Below are 16377 nucleotides of genomic sequence, written 5' to 3'. Positions count from 1 at the left end.
GTGGTTCACCTTAACGAGGGCCGGGTTCCCCTTTGTCACGGCCGGACCGGGCGTGTTGCCGGGAGGACCGGCTCCGCGCCGCGCACGTCACGCGAGTGGGCGGTCCCGTTTGGTTCTCAGCCCGGCGGACGGTCGAATCTGCGCTGCAGTTGCCTGCGCTCACCCCGGCGGACGCGCGGGAGCATCTCCGGGGTCTGCGGGGAGCGCTGCGCGCGTCTTCTGCGCCCGGCGCAGAAGATACAGGCCTCGCCGGGGGGTGCGTCGGGGTCGATGGGGGCGCCGGGGTGCTCGGAGCAGCCCGAGGCGTTGCGCGGGCGGGACAGTTCGCGGGCCACGATGAAGGCGCGGTGGAGGTCGTCGGCGATGCGGACGAAGTCCTCGGCGGGGGAGGACAGGCCCAGGTGGAACCGCTGGTCCTCGACGGTGCGCAGGTGGGCGCGCAGCGCCTGGAGTGTGTACGGGCCGTCCGGTACGGGGTAGCCCAGGCGGCGCTGCTCGCCGGCGGGGGCGGGGCCGGGGCCGCCGTGCCGGCGCTGTCCGAGGCGTCGGCGGTCGTTGCAGATGAGGCAGCGGCCCCAGCCTTCGGGGGCCTCGGGGTCGAGGGCGCCGTTGGGGTGTTCGGGGCAGCCGGTGTAGCTCTTGGCGGGGGCCAGTCCGGCGGCCGTCTGGAAGGCCACGTACAGCGCGTCGGCGATGGTGTCGTACTCGGCGGGGTGGGCGCCGTCGTAGAGCTCGCGCAGGTGGTCGCCGAGGCTGCCCAGGCTCGCCTGCAGCTCCTTGAGGGCGTACGGCCGCCCGGTGGGGACGGAGTACCCCCTGCTGCCGTGCTGATCCTGTGGACTCATGCCTACGAGCGTCCCATGAACGACTGACATCGGGGAAAGCCGCAGTACAGGGCGCCGGTCGGGGCCCGTGCACGCGGCAGCGGCCGGGTCCCTGTGCGGGGGACCCGGCCGCTGTACGTGTGCGGCGTGGCGGTGCCGGGGTGCCGGCGGTGCCACGGGTGGGGGCGGTGCCTCCTAGAAGGCGGCCTCGTCGAGCTCCATGAGGGAGTTGTCGACGGACTCGGCCAGCCGGCGCTGGACCGAGACGCCCGGGAGGACCTCCGCGGCGAAGAACTTCGCGGCGGCGATCTTGCCGGTGTAGAACGGGACGTCCTTCGCGGAGGCCGTCGCCAGCTTCTCGGCGGCCACGGCGGCGCCCTTGAGCAGCAGGTATCCGACGACCACGTCGCCGGAGGCCATGAGCAGGCGGGTGGTGTTCTGGCCGACCTTGTAGATGTTCTTGACGTCCTCGCCGGTGGCGGTGAGGTCGACGATCATCTGGCCGACGATGCCCTCGAGGTCCACGGCGGCCTTGGCGAGCGCGTCGCGGGCGCCGGCCAGCTCCTCGCCGCCGACGGCCTCGGCCAGGAACTTCTTGATCGTCTCGGAGACGATGTTCAGCGAGGCGCCCTGGTCGCGGACGATCTTCCGGAAGAAGAAGTCCTGGCCCTGGATGGCCGTGGTGCCCTCGTAGAGGGTGTCGATCTTGGCGTCGCGGATGTACTGCTCGATCGGGTACTCCTGCAGGTAGCCGGAGCCGCCGAAGGTCTGCAGGGACTGGGCGAGCTGCTCGTAGGACTTCTCCGAGCCGTAGCCCTTCACGATCGGCAGGAGCAGGTCGTTCAGGCCGATGAGGGAGGAGGCGTCCTCGCCTGCGGCCTGCTTGACCTGGATCTCGTCCTGGACGGTCGCGGTGTAGAGGACGAGGGCGCGCATGCCCTCGGCGTACGCCTTCTGCGTCATCAGCGAGCGGCGCACGTCCGGGTGGTGCGTGATGGTGACCTTGGGCGCGGTCTTGTCCATGAAGTTCGCCAGGTCCGGGCCCTGCACGCGCTCCTTGGCGTACTCCAGCGCGTTCAGGTAGCCGGTGGAGAGGGTGGCGATGGCCTTCGTGCCGACCATCATGCGGGCGAACTCGATGATCATGAACATCTGGCGGATGCCGTCGTGCTTGTCGCCGATCAGCCAGCCCTTGGCGGGGTGCCGGTCGCCGAAGGTCATCTCGCACGTGTTGGAGGCCTTGAGGCCCATCTTGTGCTCGACGTTCGTGGCGTAGACGCCGTTGCGCTCGCCCAGCTCGCCGGTCTCCCAGTCGAAGTGGAACTTCGGGACGAGGAAGAGGGACAGGCCCTTGGTGCCCGGGCCGTGGCCCTCGGGGCGGGCGAGGACGTAGTGGAGGATGTTCTCCTCCATGTCGTGCTCACCGGAGGTGATGAAGCGCTTCACGCCCTCGATGTGCCAGGAGCCGTCCTCCTGCTGGACGGCCTTGGTGCGGCCGGCGCCCACGTCCGAGCCGGCGTCCGGCTCGGTGAGGACCATGGTGGAGCCCCAGCGCTTCTCGACGGCGATCTGCGCGATCTTCTTCTGCGCCTCGTTGCCCTCCTCGTGGAGGACGCCGGCGAAGGCCGGGCCGGAGGAGTACATCCAGACGGCGGGGTTGGAGCCGAGCAGCAGTTCCGCGTAGGCCCAGACGAGGGAGCGCGGGGAGACGGTGCCGCCGATCTCCTCCGGGATGCCCAGACGCCAGTACTCGGAGTCCATGAAGGCCTTGTAGCTCTTCTTGAACGAGGCCGGAACCGGCGCGGTGTTGGTCTCCGGGTCGAAGACGGGCGGGTTGCGGTCGGCGTCCGCGAAGGACTCGGCCAGCTCGTTCTCGGCGAGGCGGGCTATCTCGGACAGGACGCTCTTGGCGGTCTCGGTGTCCATCTCCTCGAACGGACCGGTGCCGTAGTGCTGGTCGCGGCCGAGCACCTCGAAGAGGTTGAACTCGATGTCGCGGAGATTCGACTTGTAGTGCCCCATGGCGACGGCTCCGTTAAGGCTCGGGGAGACAGGTTCCTCGTACATACCAATCGGTAACGTCATGATGCTACCCGCCGGTAATAACGGCAACCCTCACGTCCGGAGTGTGACCAGGGTCAAGCTCGCGCCGGGCCGCCGAAGGCGCGGGACCTGTCCCGCCGAGGCCCCCGCCGGGCGGCGGTGGCCGGTACCGGCCGGTACGGGCGCGGCCGCTCGGTAGGGTAGGCCGCATGTACGGCTACGACCAGAACCCGGGTGCCCAGCAGCAGTACGCGCAGCAGCCCCCGCAGGGCTACGCGCAGCAGGCGCCGCCGCTGTACCCGGAGCCGTCCCCGCCCTCCCTCGCGGACGCCGTACGGGCCTTCACCACGGGGTCCATGTCCGCCGAGGACTTCCAACAGGTCTTCGCCACCTCGAAGGTCTACTGCCCGCGCGGGGAGACCCCCGGGTTCCTGGCGCTGCACAACACGCAGCAGCCGGTCATCCCCATGTTCACCACGCTCAAGGAGCTGCGCCGGTACGCCGGCAAGGAGTCCAAGTACTTCGTCATCACCGGCGCCGAGGTGATCGACCTGCTGCCGACCGGGTACGGCTTCGTCCTCGACATGGAGGGCGACCACCGGATGGTCTTCGACGCCAAGGCGGTCGAGCAGATGGTCGACTTCGCCATGCGCCGCATGTACGGCTAGACGCCAACGCTGCGCAGACGGCCGCTGGAGGCCGTTCCGGCTGACGTCCACGGGGGTGGGGACCGTGCTGAGGGTGCACTTCACGACCGAGGACCTGCTGAACGTCACCTTCGCGAGCGAGCCGCTGCCGCTGGTCGAGCTGGCCATGGCACTCGTCGCCTGGCAGCGCAGGGACGAGCAGGCCGTTTTCGGCCGCTGGCGCGGCCGCGTCGGCAGGGAGCTGCCGGACCGGGCGCTGCCGCTCCTGGACCTGTTGCGGCCCGACGGAGACAACCCCCCGTTCGTGGAGCCGTACGCGCGCACCCTGGAGGAGGGGCTGGCCGCCGTACGGGACGCCGCCCCGGGGCTCACGGCCGGGCAGCTCGCCCGCGCCGCCGCCCGGGCCCCCGGGCCGGACTCCTGGCTCCGCGCCCTGTGGTGCCGGGACCGTGGCGCCTGGGACCAGCTCGACGGGGCCATCCGGTCCGCGTACGAGGTGCTGGTGGCCCCGCACCGGGCGCGGATCCGGCAGTCCTTCCGGGCGGACGTCGCCTGGCGCACGCGGCTGCTGGCCACCCACGGCATCAAGGCGTGCCTGGCCAGTACGCACCCGGCGGCCGGCTGGTCGGGGGCCGCCTTCGAGGTGGACCGCCCGCCGCACTACGAGGTACGCCTCGGCGGGCGCGGGCTGATGCTGATGCCCTCGCCGTTCTGGACGGGCCGCCCGCTGGTGGCCGAGCACCCCGAGGGTCCGTACGTCCTGCTCCACCCGGCACTGACCCCGCTGCCGCTGACCTCCCCCGCCCCGGTGGGAAGCCCGCTGGACGCGCTGCTGGGCCGGACCCGGGCTGCGGTGCTGCAGCTGCTGGTGGAGCGGCGCACGACCAGTGAGCTGGCCCGGGACCTCGACATCAGCCTGCCGTCGGTGTCCGAACACACCCGCACCCTGCGCGCGGCGGGCCTCATCACCACGGAGCGGGACGGCAAGGCGGTCCTGCACTCGGTGACGGGCCTCGGCGTGGACCTCCTGCACAGCGGCGCCTGACGGACGCTTCGGCCCTGCCCGAAAGGATCGCCGCCCTGTCCCCCGCCCGGAAGTATCGGTGCCGCGGCGGATTGGGCGGCGGCGCCGAGTACGGGGGTCCCGGCGCCGCCGCCGGCCGGGACACGCAGGTCGGCGGGGCGGCGGCCCCCGGGGAATGCCCCCGGGGGCCACTCTGTTCTGTGGGGTGTGGCAGAAAGTTCGAGTTTCAACTAAACTCGGATCACAAGGAGGTCCTGACCATGCCCGCAGTGACTGTTGAGAACCCGTTGGCGCTTCCGCGCGTGGCCGAGCCGCAGGCGGCCGTCCCGCGCAAGGTGGTGGCCGTCGTCTCCGCTCCGAGTGGTTTCGAGGGTGAGGGATTCCCGGTGCGGCGCGCGTTCGCCGGGATCAACTACCAGTACCTCGACCCGTTCATCATGATGGATCAGATGGGCGAGGTGGAGTACGCGCCGGGCGAGCCGAAGGGCACCCCCTGGCACCCGCACCGCGGCTTCGAGACCGTCACGTACCTGATCGACGGGACCTTCGTCCACCAGGACAGCAACGGCGGCGGCGGCATCATCAACGGCGGCGACACCCAGTGGATGACCGCCGGTTCCGGCCTGCTGCACATCGAGGCCCCGCCGGAGTCCCTCGTGGTCAGCGGCGGGCTCTTCCACGGCCTCCAGCTGTGGGTGAATCTGCCGGCCTCCGACAAGATGATGCCCCCGCGCTACCAGGACATCGGCGGCGGCAGGGTCACCCTGCTGTCCACCCACGACGGCGGCTCGCTGATCCGCGTCATCGCGGGTGAGCTCGACGGCCACGAGGGTCCGGGCATCACCCACACGCCCATCACGATGATCCACGCGACCGTCGCGCCCGGAGCGCAGATCACCCTGCCGTGGCGCGAGGACTTCAACGCCCTCGCGTACGTGATGGCCGGGCGCGGGACGGTCGGCGAGGACCGCCGCCCCCTCCGCACCGGGCAGACGGCCGTCTTCGGCGAGGGCGGGTCGCTCACGGTGCGGGCGGACGAGTCCCAGGACTCCAACGCCCCGGACCTGGAGATCGTCCTCCTCGGCGGGCGCCCGATCCGGGAGCCGATGGCGCACTACGGGCCCTTCGTCATGAACAGCCGGCACGAGCTCCAGCAGGCCTTCGACGACTTCCAGGCGGGCCGCCTGGGCCGCATCCCCACCACGGCCCGTACGGGCCTCGGCCACCGCGGCACGGGCGAGGCGGCGGAGGACTGACGCCACCGCACGGGCCGCGCCCCCTCGGAACGGGGGCGCGGCCCGTGCGGCTGTCGCGTCCCCGTCAGCGGGTCCTACAGGGTGCCGCGGGCGGCGCCGGGCCCTGTCGCACTACAGGTCCGGCCGCTTGGACTGCTCGTACAGCTCGAACCAGATCGACTTGCCCTCACCGCGCGGGTCCACGCCCCACGCGTCGGCCAACATCTCCGTCAGCAGCACCCCGCGGCCGCTGGAGGCCATCTCGCCCGGGTGCCGCTTGTGCGGGAGCTCGTCGCTGGAGTCGGCCACCTCCACGCGCAGCCGGCGCTCGCCCAGCTCGCCCACCGCCTCCGCGACCAGCAGGGCGTCGCCGTCCGTGTGCGTGAGGACGTTGGTGACCATCTCGGACACCATCAGTACCGCCGAGTCGACCTGCTCCTCGTCGGCCCAGTCGTGCAGCAGCTCCCGGACCTGCCGGCGCGCGCCGGCGATGCGTTCCGGTTCCGCCTGGGCCACGGTCAGCATCGTGCGGCGGGTCGGGCGGACCGGGTGCGCCGTCGGGGTGCCGCAGCCGCAGCCCGCGCCCTCGCGCCACAGCAGGACCACGGCTATGTCGTCCTCGCGGCGGTCGGCCAGCGGGCCGGTGGTGTGGTGCGAGGACGGCCCGTGCACGGTCTGGACCAGCAGGTCCGCCAGCGTTTCCAGGTGCCCGGGCTCATGGCCGCCGACCTCGTGCGTGTCGCCCTCCAGGACGGCGCGCAGCCGGGCCCAGCCGGTGTCCAGGTCGTGCCCGCCGGTCTCGATGAGCCCGTCGGTGCAGAGCATCATCGTCTCGCCGGGCTCCAGGGTGAACCTGGTCGTCGGGTAGTCGGTGTCGGGGACGATCCCGAGGGGGAGCCCGCCGGCGGTGGGCCGCATCAGCACCGTGCCGTCGGTCATCCGCACCGCGGGGTCGGGGTGGCCGGCACGGGCCACCTCCAGCGTTCCGGTCTCCGGGTCGCACTCGACGTACAGGCAGGTCGCGAACCGAGGGCTCTGCGCGTCCGGGTCCTCCTCCGGCCGCCGGCAGCCGGGCTCCTTGGAGGCGCACAGCCCGGCGAGGAAGCGGGAGGCCCGCGAGAGCACCGCGTCCGGCCGGTGCCCCTCGGACGCGTACGCCCGTACGGCGATCCGCAGCTGGCCCATCAGGCCGGCCGCCCGGACGTCGTGGCCCTGCACGTCGCCGATGACCAGCGCGAACCGGCCCGACGGCAGCGGGATCATGTCGTACCAGTCGCCGCCGACCTGGAGCCCGCCGCCCGTGGGGACGTAGCGTGCGGCGATCCGCATGCCGGGGATCTCCGGGCCGAGCTGCGGCATCATCGACCGTTGCAGGCCCGTGGTGAGTTCCCGCTCGGATTCGGCCACCCCGGCCCGCTGGAGCGCCTGGGCCAGCATCCGGGCCACGGTCGTCAGGACGGACCGCTCGTCGGGCGAGAAGGACGCCGGCTGCTTGAAGGCGGCCATCCAAGCGCCCATGGTCCGTCCGGCCACGATCAGCGGCAGGAAGGCCCAGGACACCCGGTCGAAGCGCTGCGCGAGCGGCCAGGTGGCCGGAAAGCGCCGTTTGTAGTCGTCAGGGGTGGGGAGGTAGATCGCCCGCCCGGTACGGACCACCTCCGCGGCCGGGTAGTCCGTCTCCAGCAGCATGTCCGTGAAGGGGCCCTCGTCCCCGGCGTCGTGCCCGTGGTGCCCGATGACGGACAGCCGGTCCCCGGCCACGCCGAAGACGGCGAGCCCGTCGGGGTTGAACCCCGGCATCGACAGCGAGGCCGCGACCCGCAGCACCTCCGCCGTGGACCGGGCCTCCGCCAGCGCCCGGCCCGCGTCCAGCAGGAAGGCCTCGCGGGAGCGCCGCCAGTCGCCCGTGATGGGCGTGTGGGCGGCGGTGGTGCCCGGCTGGGGTTCGGCGATCTCCTGGATGGTGCCGATCAGCTCGTAGTCCAGGTTTCCGTCGGCCGACCACCTCTCCAGGGGCTTGGAGCGGCTGCGTACGGTCCGCAGGACCCGGCCGTCCTCGTCCATGATCCGCAGTCGGGCCTCGGCGAGGGTGTCCTCGGCGACGGCCAGGTTCACGATCCCGTTGATCTCGTTCCAGTCCACCGGGTGGAAACGGGACCGTACGGCGACCTCCGGCAGGGCCACCGGTTCGGCGGGCAGCCCGAGGAGCCGGGCGGCCTCCGCATCCAGGGAGACCGTCCCGGAGGCGTTGTCCCATCTCCACAGGCCCGTCGCGACGGCGGCCAGGACATCCTCGGTGCGCACCCGGTCATCTTTACAGGTCGCATCCGGTACGTGCCTGTTCGCGCGTTGTCGGCCGTATTTGCGCAGGCGCCAGGACAGTGCCCGACCCGTCATCGTCCCGGACGGTAACCTTGGGACGGTTGAATCCACCCTGGTATCGCGTAGAACTGGATGACTGATGCATCGGTACAGGTCCCACACCTGCGGCGAGCTCCGCGCCTCTGACGTCGCCGCCGACGTCCGACTGAGCGGCTGGCTGCACAACCGTCGAGACCTGGGCGGCATCCTCTTCATCGATCTGCGCGACCACTACGGCATCACACAGCTGGTGGCCCGCCCCGGCACCGCCGCGAACGAGGCCCTCAGCAGCGTCTCCAAGGAGACCGTCGTCCGCATCGACGGCAAGGTCGTCTCCCGCGGCGCGGACAACGTGAACCCGGACCTGCCGACCGGTGAGATCGAGATCGAGGTCTCCGAGGTCGAGGTGCTCGGCGCCGCCGCCCCGCTCCCCTTCACGATCAACACCGACGACGGTGTGAACGAGGAGCGCCGTCTGGAGTACCGCTTCCTCGACCTGCGCCGCGAGCGCATGCACCGCAACATCATGCTGCGGTCGGCGGTCATCGCCTCGATCCGCTCGAAGATGGTGGCCCTCGGCTTCAACGAGATGGCGACCCCGATCCTCACCGCGACCTCCCCCGAGGGCGCCCGTGACTTCGTGGTGCCGTCCCGCCTGAACCCGGGCAAGTTCTACGCCCTGCCGCAGGCCCCGCAGCAGTTCAAGCAGCTGCTGATGATCTCCGGTTTCGACCGGTACTTCCAGATCGCGCCCTGCTTCCGCGACGAGGACGCCCGCGCCGACCGCTCGCCGGGCGAGTTCTACCAGCTCGACGTCGAGATGTCCTTCGTCGAGCAGGAGGACGTCTTCCAGCCGATCGAGCGCCTGATGACCGAGCTCTTCACCGAGTTCGGCAACGGCCGCGAGGTCACCTCGCCGTTCCCGCGGATCCCGTTCCGTGAGTCGATGCTGAAGTACGGCAACGACAAGCCCGACCTGCGCGCCAAGCTGGAGCTCGTCGACATCACCGACGTCTTCGCGGGCTCGGAGTTCAAGGCGTTCGCCGGCAAGCACGTGCGCGCCCTGGCCGTCCCGGACACCGCCGCCCAGCCGCGCAAGTTCTTCGACGGCCTCGGCGAGTACGCGATCTCGCTCGGCGCGAAGGGCCTGGCCTGGGTCCGCGTCGGCGAGGACGGCAGCCTGACCGGCCCGATCGCGAAGTTCCTCACCGAGGAGAACGTCAAGGTCCTCACCGAGCGCCTGGGCCTGGTCCCCGGCCACGCCGTGTTCTTCGGCGCGGGCGAGTTCGACGAGGTCTCCAAGATCATGGGACCGGTCCGGGTCGAGGCCGCCAAGCGCGCCGGCCACTTCGAGGAGAACGTCTTCCGCTTCTGCTGGATCGTCGACTTCCCGATGTACGAGAAGGACGAGGAGACCGGCAAGATCGACTTCTCCCACAACCCGTTCTCCATGCCGCAGGGCGGCATGAAGGACCTGGAGGAGAAGGACCCGCTCGACATCCTGGCCTGGCAGTACGACATCGTCTGCAACGGCATCGAGCTGTCCTCCGGCGCCATCCGCAACCACGAGCCCGAGGTCATGCTGAAGGCTTTCGCGATCGCCGGCTACGAGGCCGAGACCGTCGAGCGCGAGTTCGCGGGCATGCTGCGCGCGTTCCGCCTCGGCGCCCCGCCGCACGGTGGCATCGCCCCGGGCGTGGACCGCATCGTGATGCTGCTGGCCGACGAGCCGAACATCCGCGAGACCATCGCCTTCCCGCTCAACGGCAACGCGCAGGACCTGATGATGGGCGCGCCGACGGTGCTGGAGGAGGCCCGCCTGCGCGAGCTGAACATCGCGCTGCGCAAGCCGGTCGAGACGAAGGCGGCCGACGCCAAGCCGGTCACCGAGTCCGTCCACCCGGACGCCGCGCGCTGAGCGGTGGCCGTGTAGCTGTGTAGCTGTGCGGAAGGGCCCGGGGTCGTCGACCCCGGGCCCTTCGTCGTGTCTAGAACTTCTCCAGGACGCCCTTGAGGAGGGCCGCGGAGGTCAGTTCCGTGGGGGCGGGCCCGGCGTGGAAGAAGCCGGCGTTCTCGGCGTCCAGCTTGCGCAGGAAGTCGAAGGCCTTGGAGTCGTGGTCACCGAAGGCGACGAACTGCCAGTGGATCCCGGGGGCCGTGGCGGCGGCCTCGGTCAGCGCCTGCCGCGCGGGCTGGCGGTTGTCGGGGGCGCCGTCCGTCTGGAAGACGACCAGGGCCGGGCCCTCGCCGCCGTCCTCGCGGTAGTGCTCGACGACGGCCTCGACGGCCACGTGATAGCTGGTGCGGCCCATCCGGCCGAGCTCGGCGTGGCGGCCCTCGACCCAGGATCCGTAGTGGCTGTCGAGGGTCAGGTCGGCGGTGCCGTCCACCTCCGTGGAGAAGAACACGGTGTGCACGGTCGCCTCGTCGTCGAGGTGCGCGGCGAGGGCGAGGGCGTGGTCGGCGAGGTACTGGGCGCTGCCGTCCTTGTAGAACCCGCGCATCGACCCGGAGCGGTCGAGGACGAGGTAGACCTTGGCGCGGGCGCCGGCCTTCCCCTTGCCGCGGAGCACCTGGCCGGCGGCCTTGTACGCGGCGGCCACCTCGGGCGCCCGCCGCCGCACGGCGGCAGCCGCGTGAGCCGGCCCCTCCCCCTGCGCCTCAGCCTGCGGCGCATCGGCGGCGATCTGCTCCGCGGGAGCGGGGGTCTCCGCCTCGACGGTGTCGGCCTGCGGCGCGTCCGCTTCGGCGGCGCCAGCCTGAGCCTCGGGCTCCGTAAGGGCGACGGTCTCGGCGGGCTGCGCCTCCGCCGCGACGGCGGCGTCGGCCTGCTCCGCAGGAGCGGGGGTCTCGTCCTGGGCCTCCGGCTCGGTGGTCTCCGTCTGCTCCGCAGGAGCGGCGGCTTCCGCCTCCGGCGATGCCGGCTCCGCTGCGGCGGGGGCTTCCGCCTCGGCGGTGTCGATCGGCTTCGCAGCCTTCGCGGTGTCGGGCTCTTCCACAGCGGCGGCCGGGGCCTCGTTCTCCGCCCGCGGCGCACCCGCTTCCGCAGCCTGCGGCTCCTCTACTGCGGTGGCTTCGGCCTGCTCCGCAGGAGCGGCGACATCGGCCTGAGTCTCCGGCTCGGCGGCTTCCGCCTGCGGCGCATCGGCGGCGATCTGCTCCGCGGGAGCGGGGGTCTCCGCCTCGACGGTGTCGGCCTGCGGCGCGTCCGCTTCGGCGGCGTCAGCCTGAGCCTCGGGCTCCGTAACGGTGGCAGTGTCCGCCTCCGGCGCGACCTGCTCCGCGGCGGCGGCCTCGGCGGGCTGCGCCTCCGCCGCGACGGCGGCGTCGGCCTGCTCCGCAGGAGCGGGGGTCTCGCCCTGAGCTTCCGGCTCGGCGGCTTCAGCCTGCTCCGCAGCGGCCTCCGGCTGGGCTTCAGCCTGCTCCGCAGCGGCGGCCGGGGCCTCGTTCTCCGCCTGCGGCGCATCCGCTTCCGCAGGAGCAGCGGCCTCCGGCTCGGTGGTCTCCGCCTGCTCCGCAGGAGCGGAAGGTGCCGGGTCGGGCTTCGCCGCAGGCGAGCCCGCCGGGGAGGGGCGGCGGGCCTCCGGGACCGTGGGGTCCGCGGCCGGGGCGGGGGCCGTCAGGACCGTACCCGCCTCGCGGTCCCGCGCGGTCTGCGGGGGAACCGTCGGATTGTCGAAGGACGCCGCCACGAGTTCGGCGGCGGCATCCAGGGGGTTGCGTTCCGCTTGGTTCGGCACAGCCGCGGAAGTGGCGTCCGAATTTTCCGGAACCGGTTCCGCAGACCGTCCGAACACCTTGCGCAACAAGCTCCGAATACCCATGGGCCAGGCCTTTCGCATGAGTGCGTGCGTCATTTGTCCGTGCTGCGCGGTTGATCCCTGCCCAGAGTGGACACGTAAGGTTATCGGCCGCCCGGCTGGATCTTCGGCAGGGGCGCCTTTCGTGGCGCCCGGCTCCCCATGGCGACCACACCGGTCTCGAACTGCCGCTCCGACGTGCCCGGTTCACCCATCGTTCATCCCTGCGCCGCCGCTTCGGCGCAACCCGGGCCTACCGTCGCGGCTGGATTGTTCCGACACGTTGTCGGCGGCCACGCAGCTACTCGGAGGACACTCGTGCGCAAGCTTCTGCCGTTCATCGGCAACCCGCATGGGAGCGGCCGTTCCGCTCTCACCTGTCGTTACCGCTGTGGCGACGCCTGCTTCCACGAGGTGCCGAACACAAGCGACAACGAGTACGCGGGCGATGTCATAGCCCGTGCCTACTCCCGCCGCTCGATGCTGCGCTCCGCCGCCGTCGTGACGGTAGCCACCGCCGCCGGCTCCGCCGTCGCGCTCAGCGGTCCCGGGCAGGCCGCCAACGCGGCCCCCGCCGCCGACGCCTCCGGTGCCGGCAAGGGCGGCGAGGCCGCCCGCGGCCTGCGCTTCAAGGCCGTCGCGCCGAACACCGACGACAAGGTCACCATCCCCGAGGGCCACGAGCAGAACATTGTCATCCGCTGGGGAGACCCGATCGTCAAGGGCGCCCCGGGCTTCAACGCCGACCAGCAGACTGCCGCCGCGCAGGCCGGTCAGTTCGGCTACAACAACGACTTCCTGAGCCTCCTCCCGCTCGGCGGAGACTACGAGCGCCAGCAGCTGCTCGTGGCCAACCACGAGTACACGGACGAGAACCTCATGTTCAAGGCCTACGACCCGGCCAACCCGACCCGCGAACAGGTCGAGATCGCCTGGGCCGCGCACGGACTGTCCGTGGTCGTCGTCCAGGAGGACCACCGCAGCGGCAAGCTCACCGCGGTCTCCCGCCACCAGCTCAACCGCCGCCTGACGGCCACCAGCGAGTTCCGGATGACCGGCCCGGCCGCGGGCAGCGCCCTGCTGAAGACCTCCGTCGACCCCACCGGCACGAAGGTGCTCGGCACCCTCAACAACTGCGCCGGCGGCACCACCCCGTGGGGCACCACCCTCCACGGCGAGGAGAACTTCAACCAGTACTTCGGCAACGCCGGCCAGGTCACCGACCCCGCCCGGGCCGCCCGCCTGAAGCGCTACGGCGTGACCGCCGGTGCCACCGAGCGCAAGTGGGAGCGCTTCGACAAGCGCTTCGACGTGGCCCAGGAGCCCAACGAGTCGCACCGCTTCGGGTGGGTCGTCGAGCTGGATCCGTACGACCCGAACTCCGTTCCGCGCAAGCGCACCGCCCTGGGCCGCTTCAAGCACGAGGCCGCGCAGCCCCGCCTGACCGAGGACGGCCGTCCGGTCGTCTACATGGGCGACGACGAGCGCTTCGACTACTTCTACAAGTTCGTCTCGTCGAAGCAGATGAAGAAGGGCAACTCCCGCGCGGCGAAGGAGCACAACCTCACGCTGCTCGACGAGGGCACCCTCTACGTCGCCAAGCTGACCGGTGACACCCCGGCCGCCGAGCTCGACGGCACCGGCAAGCTCCCCTCCGACGGCGAGTTCGACGGCTCCGGCGTCTGGATCAAGCTGGCCACCGGCAACGTCTCGCACGTCGAGGGCATGACCGCCGAGGAGGTGTACGTCTTCACGCGCCAGGCTGCCGACAAGGTGGGCGCCACCAAGATGGACCGCCCCGAGGACGTCGAGCCCTCCCCGCGCACCGGCCGCGTCTATGTCGCGCTGACCAACAACACGGACCGCGGCAAGCCCGGCAAGGAAGGCGCCACCGAGGCCAATCCGCGCAACCTGAACAAGCACGGCCAGATCCTGGAGCTCGCCGAGAACTTCGACGACCCGGCCGGCGACGGCTTCGCCTGGCGGCTCTTCCTGGTCGCCGGTGACCCCAACGACCCGGCGACGTACTTCGCGGGCTTCCCCAAGGACAGGGTCAGCCCGATCTCCTGCCCGGACAACGTGGCCTTCGACCCGTACGGCAACCTGTGGATCTCCACCGACGGCAACCAGCTCGGGTCCCACGACGGCCTGTTCGGCGTCGCGACCAGCGGTGAGCGCCGCGGCGAGCTGAAGCAGTTCCTGACCGTGCCGCGCGGCGCCGAGACCTGCGGCCCGCTGATCCAGGACAAGCGCGTCCTGGTGGCCGTCCAGCACCCGGGCGAGATCGACGGCGCGTCCGTCGAGAAGCCGCAGTCGGTGTGGCCCGACGGCCCCGGCAAGATCGTCCGCCCGGCCGTCGTCTCGGTCTGGCGCAAGGACGGCAAGAACATCGGCGTCTGATCCCCTGCGCCGGGCAGATGTTTCACGTGAAACACAGCGCGCGGAAGGCCTGCCCGGCGCGTCAGTTTCCGTCCGGCGGCCGCCCGTCCGGCAGCCGCCCGACGGGAAGCCTGAGCGTCGTCAGCGCACCCCCGTCCGGGGCGTTGGCGAAGCTCAGCGCGATCCCCAGTACCGCCGCCTGTCCCACCACGATCGTCAGCCCCAGTCCGTGGCCCCGCCCGCGTCCGGGGTCTCCGGTGCGGAAGCGCTGCGGCCCCTGTTCGATCAGTTCGGGCGGGTAGCCGGGCCCGTGGTCGCGAACCGTCACCACCGGGCCCTCCACGGTCACCTCGATCGGCGGCCTGCCGTGTTTGTGGGCGTTGGCCAGCAGGTTCGTCAGGATCCGGTCGAGGCGCCGCCGGTCGGTGAGCACCGCCGCGTCACGGATCACCCGTACCGAGACGGCGGGCCCGGCTCCGGCGACGGCCCGTTGCACCGCCCGGCCCAGTTCCACCAGGGCGAGGTCGGCCCGCTCCACGCCCGATTCCAACCGGGAGATCTCCAACAGGTCCTCGGTGAGCAGGTGCAGGGCCTTCAGCCGGTCGTTGATCATCTCCTTGGGGCGGCCCTCCGGCAGCAGCGCTGCCGCGGCCAGTGACCCGGTGAGCGGCGTGCGCAGCTCGTGCGCCACGTCCGCCGTGAAGCGTTTCTCTGCCTCCAGCCGTTCCTGGAGCGACCCGGCCATCAGGTCCAGTGCCTGCGCCACGTCCCGTACCTCGTCCCGGTCCCGGGAGCGGCGGCCCTGTCGCCGCTCGTCCGCGCGGGAGGGGAAGCCCACCCGCGCGTCGAGGTCCCCGGCGCTGATCCGGCGGGCCACGGCGGCTGTGGTCGCGAGGCGCCGGCTGATCCGGTCGGCGAGGAAGAGGCCGGCCAGCGCCACCACACCGGCGGCCAGCGCGGCGGAGGCGAGGATCGCGGTGTCGATGTCCCGCAGCCGGTTGCGGGTGCCCTCGAACGGGATCCAGACGGCGAGGGCCTGCTGGTCGGCGGGGGCGGCGGCCCACATGACGGGCTTGCCGTCGAAGGCGCCGACCATGCTGCCGGTGTCTCCGCGGGCGACCAGGTCGCGCAGCGGGCGGGGCAGCTGGGGCGGGGCGAGGACGATGTTCACGTCGCCGTGCGTGGTGCCGTACTCGTAGTGGCTGAGGGCGTGTTCCAGGGCCGAGTCCGCCTCCTTGCGGACCTCGCCGACGATCTGCCGGGCGACGACGTTGTGCACCAGGATCCCGAGTGCGGCGGCGACCATGCAGCACACCGCCGTGGTGGTCAGCGCGATCTTCCAGCGCAGGCTGCTCAGCGCGTGCATCGCCGCGCGTCCGGGCTGAGCGGGACGCTGGTGAGGGACGCGCAGTCGTCCAGCGTGAGCTGGCTGAGGTTCATGATCCCGGCCTTGGGGTCCCACACGTAGTCCGAGACGGCGAAGTAGGCGGGGTTCGACGTCGGTTCGCGGACGGCCAGGTGTTCCGCGGCCACCTCCACGCCCTCCAGCACCGCCCGCCGGGACAGGACCCGGGCGATCCGCCCGTCGTCCTGGACGGTGTAGACGCGCAGCTCGCTGAGGCGGCCGTCGAGGTCCAGAGCGGTGATCAGCTCCTCGCGGCCGTTGCCCGTCAGGTCGTGGTAGACCGCGGAGCGCACCGGGCAGTCGGGACCGCCGTCCACAGCCTGTGTGCAGAGCGCGAGGCGCTGGACGGCCCGGGGGTCGACGAGCCGGCCCGTACCGCCGTCCTGTTCCGTGGCGGAGGTGACGTCGGCGCGCACGACGCTCACCGGGTTCACGCCGCGCAGGCGCAGGTCGGGCACCTTGGGCAGGCCCGGGACGACGGAGGCCGTGCCCGGCTTCTGGGCCATTTCGGGCGGGTCGGGACGGAGGTCCTTCCACAGGCTCTGCGGGGCGTGCACCGTGCCCAGATCGCCCTCGCTCTGGAGCCCTTCCACATCGGCGCACCCCGCCAGGGCCAGGGCGAGGACCAGGACGGCCGGGGCGCGGTACATGCTCCGATG

11 protein-coding genes are annotated in these 16377 nt (G+C 71.8%); 5 read left to right on the top strand and 6 right to left on the bottom strand.

Going from position 1 to position 16377, the window contains the following annotated elements; translation table 11 throughout:
• Positions 1-116: 116 nt before the first annotated feature.
• Both AB0F82_RS30885 and AB0F82_RS30880 read right to left on the bottom strand, forming a co-directional pair.
• Complete coding sequence (locus AB0F82_RS30885; protein WP_356813581.1) at positions 117-845, bottom strand: hypothetical protein; 729 nt, start codon at positions 843-845, stop codon at positions 117-119.
• A gap of 174 nt (positions 846-1019) precedes the next feature.
• On the bottom strand, positions 1020-2846 hold the full coding sequence (locus tag AB0F82_RS30880; RefSeq protein WP_356813617.1) for an acyl-CoA dehydrogenase: 1827 nt from the start codon (positions 2844-2846) through the stop codon (positions 1020-1022).
• A 230-nt stretch (positions 2847-3076) separates the two neighbouring features.
• Here AB0F82_RS30880 and AB0F82_RS30875 point away from each other — a divergent pair, with 230 nt between their 5' ends.
• From AB0F82_RS30875 to AB0F82_RS30865, 3 genes are all read left to right on the top strand, one after another.
• Entirely contained in the window at positions 3077-3535 is a 459-nt protein-coding gene (locus tag AB0F82_RS30875; protein WP_030647753.1) for an SseB family protein, read from the top strand.
• A gap of 73 nt (positions 3536-3608) precedes the next feature.
• Complete coding sequence (locus AB0F82_RS30870; RefSeq protein WP_362633336.1) at positions 3609-4559, top strand: ArsR/SmtB family transcription factor; 951 nt, start codon at positions 3609-3611, stop codon at positions 4557-4559.
• Positions 4560-4798: 239 nt separating this feature from the next.
• Positions 4799-5794, top strand: a complete 996-nt coding sequence (locus tag AB0F82_RS30865; RefSeq protein ID WP_362633333.1) for a pirin family protein — start codon at positions 4799-4801, stop codon at positions 5792-5794.
• 111 nt (positions 5795-5905) lie between these two features.
• On the opposite strand, the gene AB0F82_RS30860 is transcribed toward AB0F82_RS30865, so the two are convergent.
• Complete coding sequence (locus AB0F82_RS30860) at positions 5906-8077, bottom strand: ATP-binding SpoIIE family protein phosphatase (RefSeq protein WP_362633330.1); 2172 nt, start codon at positions 8075-8077, stop codon at positions 5906-5908.
• Between the two features lie 157 nt (positions 8078-8234).
• On the opposite strand from AB0F82_RS30860, the gene aspS reads away from it, so the two are divergent.
• Positions 8235-10052 (top strand): aspartate--tRNA ligase, encoded by a 1818-nt coding sequence (aspS, locus tag AB0F82_RS30855; protein WP_362633325.1) that lies wholly within the window; start codon positions 8235-8237, stop codon positions 10050-10052.
• 70 nt (positions 10053-10122) lie between these two features.
• Here aspS and AB0F82_RS30850 read toward each other — a convergent pair whose 3' ends face one another.
• Entirely contained in the window at positions 10123-11874 is a 1752-nt protein-coding gene (locus AB0F82_RS30850) for a VWA domain-containing protein (RefSeq protein ID WP_362633322.1), read from the bottom strand.
• 378 nt (positions 11875-12252) lie between these two features.
• Between AB0F82_RS30850 and AB0F82_RS30845 the strand changes: the two genes are divergently transcribed.
• Entirely contained in the window at positions 12253-14334 is a 2082-nt protein-coding gene (locus AB0F82_RS30845) for a PhoX family protein (protein WP_362633319.1), read from the top strand.
• A 61-nt stretch (positions 14335-14395) separates the two neighbouring features.
• On the opposite strand, the gene AB0F82_RS30840 is transcribed toward AB0F82_RS30845, so the two are convergent.
• The gene (locus AB0F82_RS30840; protein ID WP_362633316.1) at positions 14396-15679 is read right to left on the bottom strand and encodes a sensor histidine kinase; all 1284 of its coding nucleotides are present in this window, start codon (positions 15677-15679) and stop codon (positions 14396-14398) included.
• Positions 15667-16368: a hypothetical protein gene (locus tag AB0F82_RS30835; protein ID WP_362633313.1), complete on the bottom strand. Its 702-nt coding sequence runs from the start codon at positions 16366-16368 to the stop codon at positions 15667-15669. The genes AB0F82_RS30840 and AB0F82_RS30835 overlap by 13 nt, the downstream gene beginning before the upstream one ends.
• Positions 16369-16377 lie beyond the last annotated feature (9 nt).

Source organism: Streptomyces virginiae (genome assembly GCF_040638905.1).
GTDB lineage: Bacteria > Actinomycetota > Actinomycetes > Streptomycetales > Streptomycetaceae > Streptomyces > Streptomyces virginiae_B.
The sequence above is the reverse complement of the archived record's forward strand: the minus strand, read 5'-3'. Positions and strand labels throughout refer to the sequence as shown.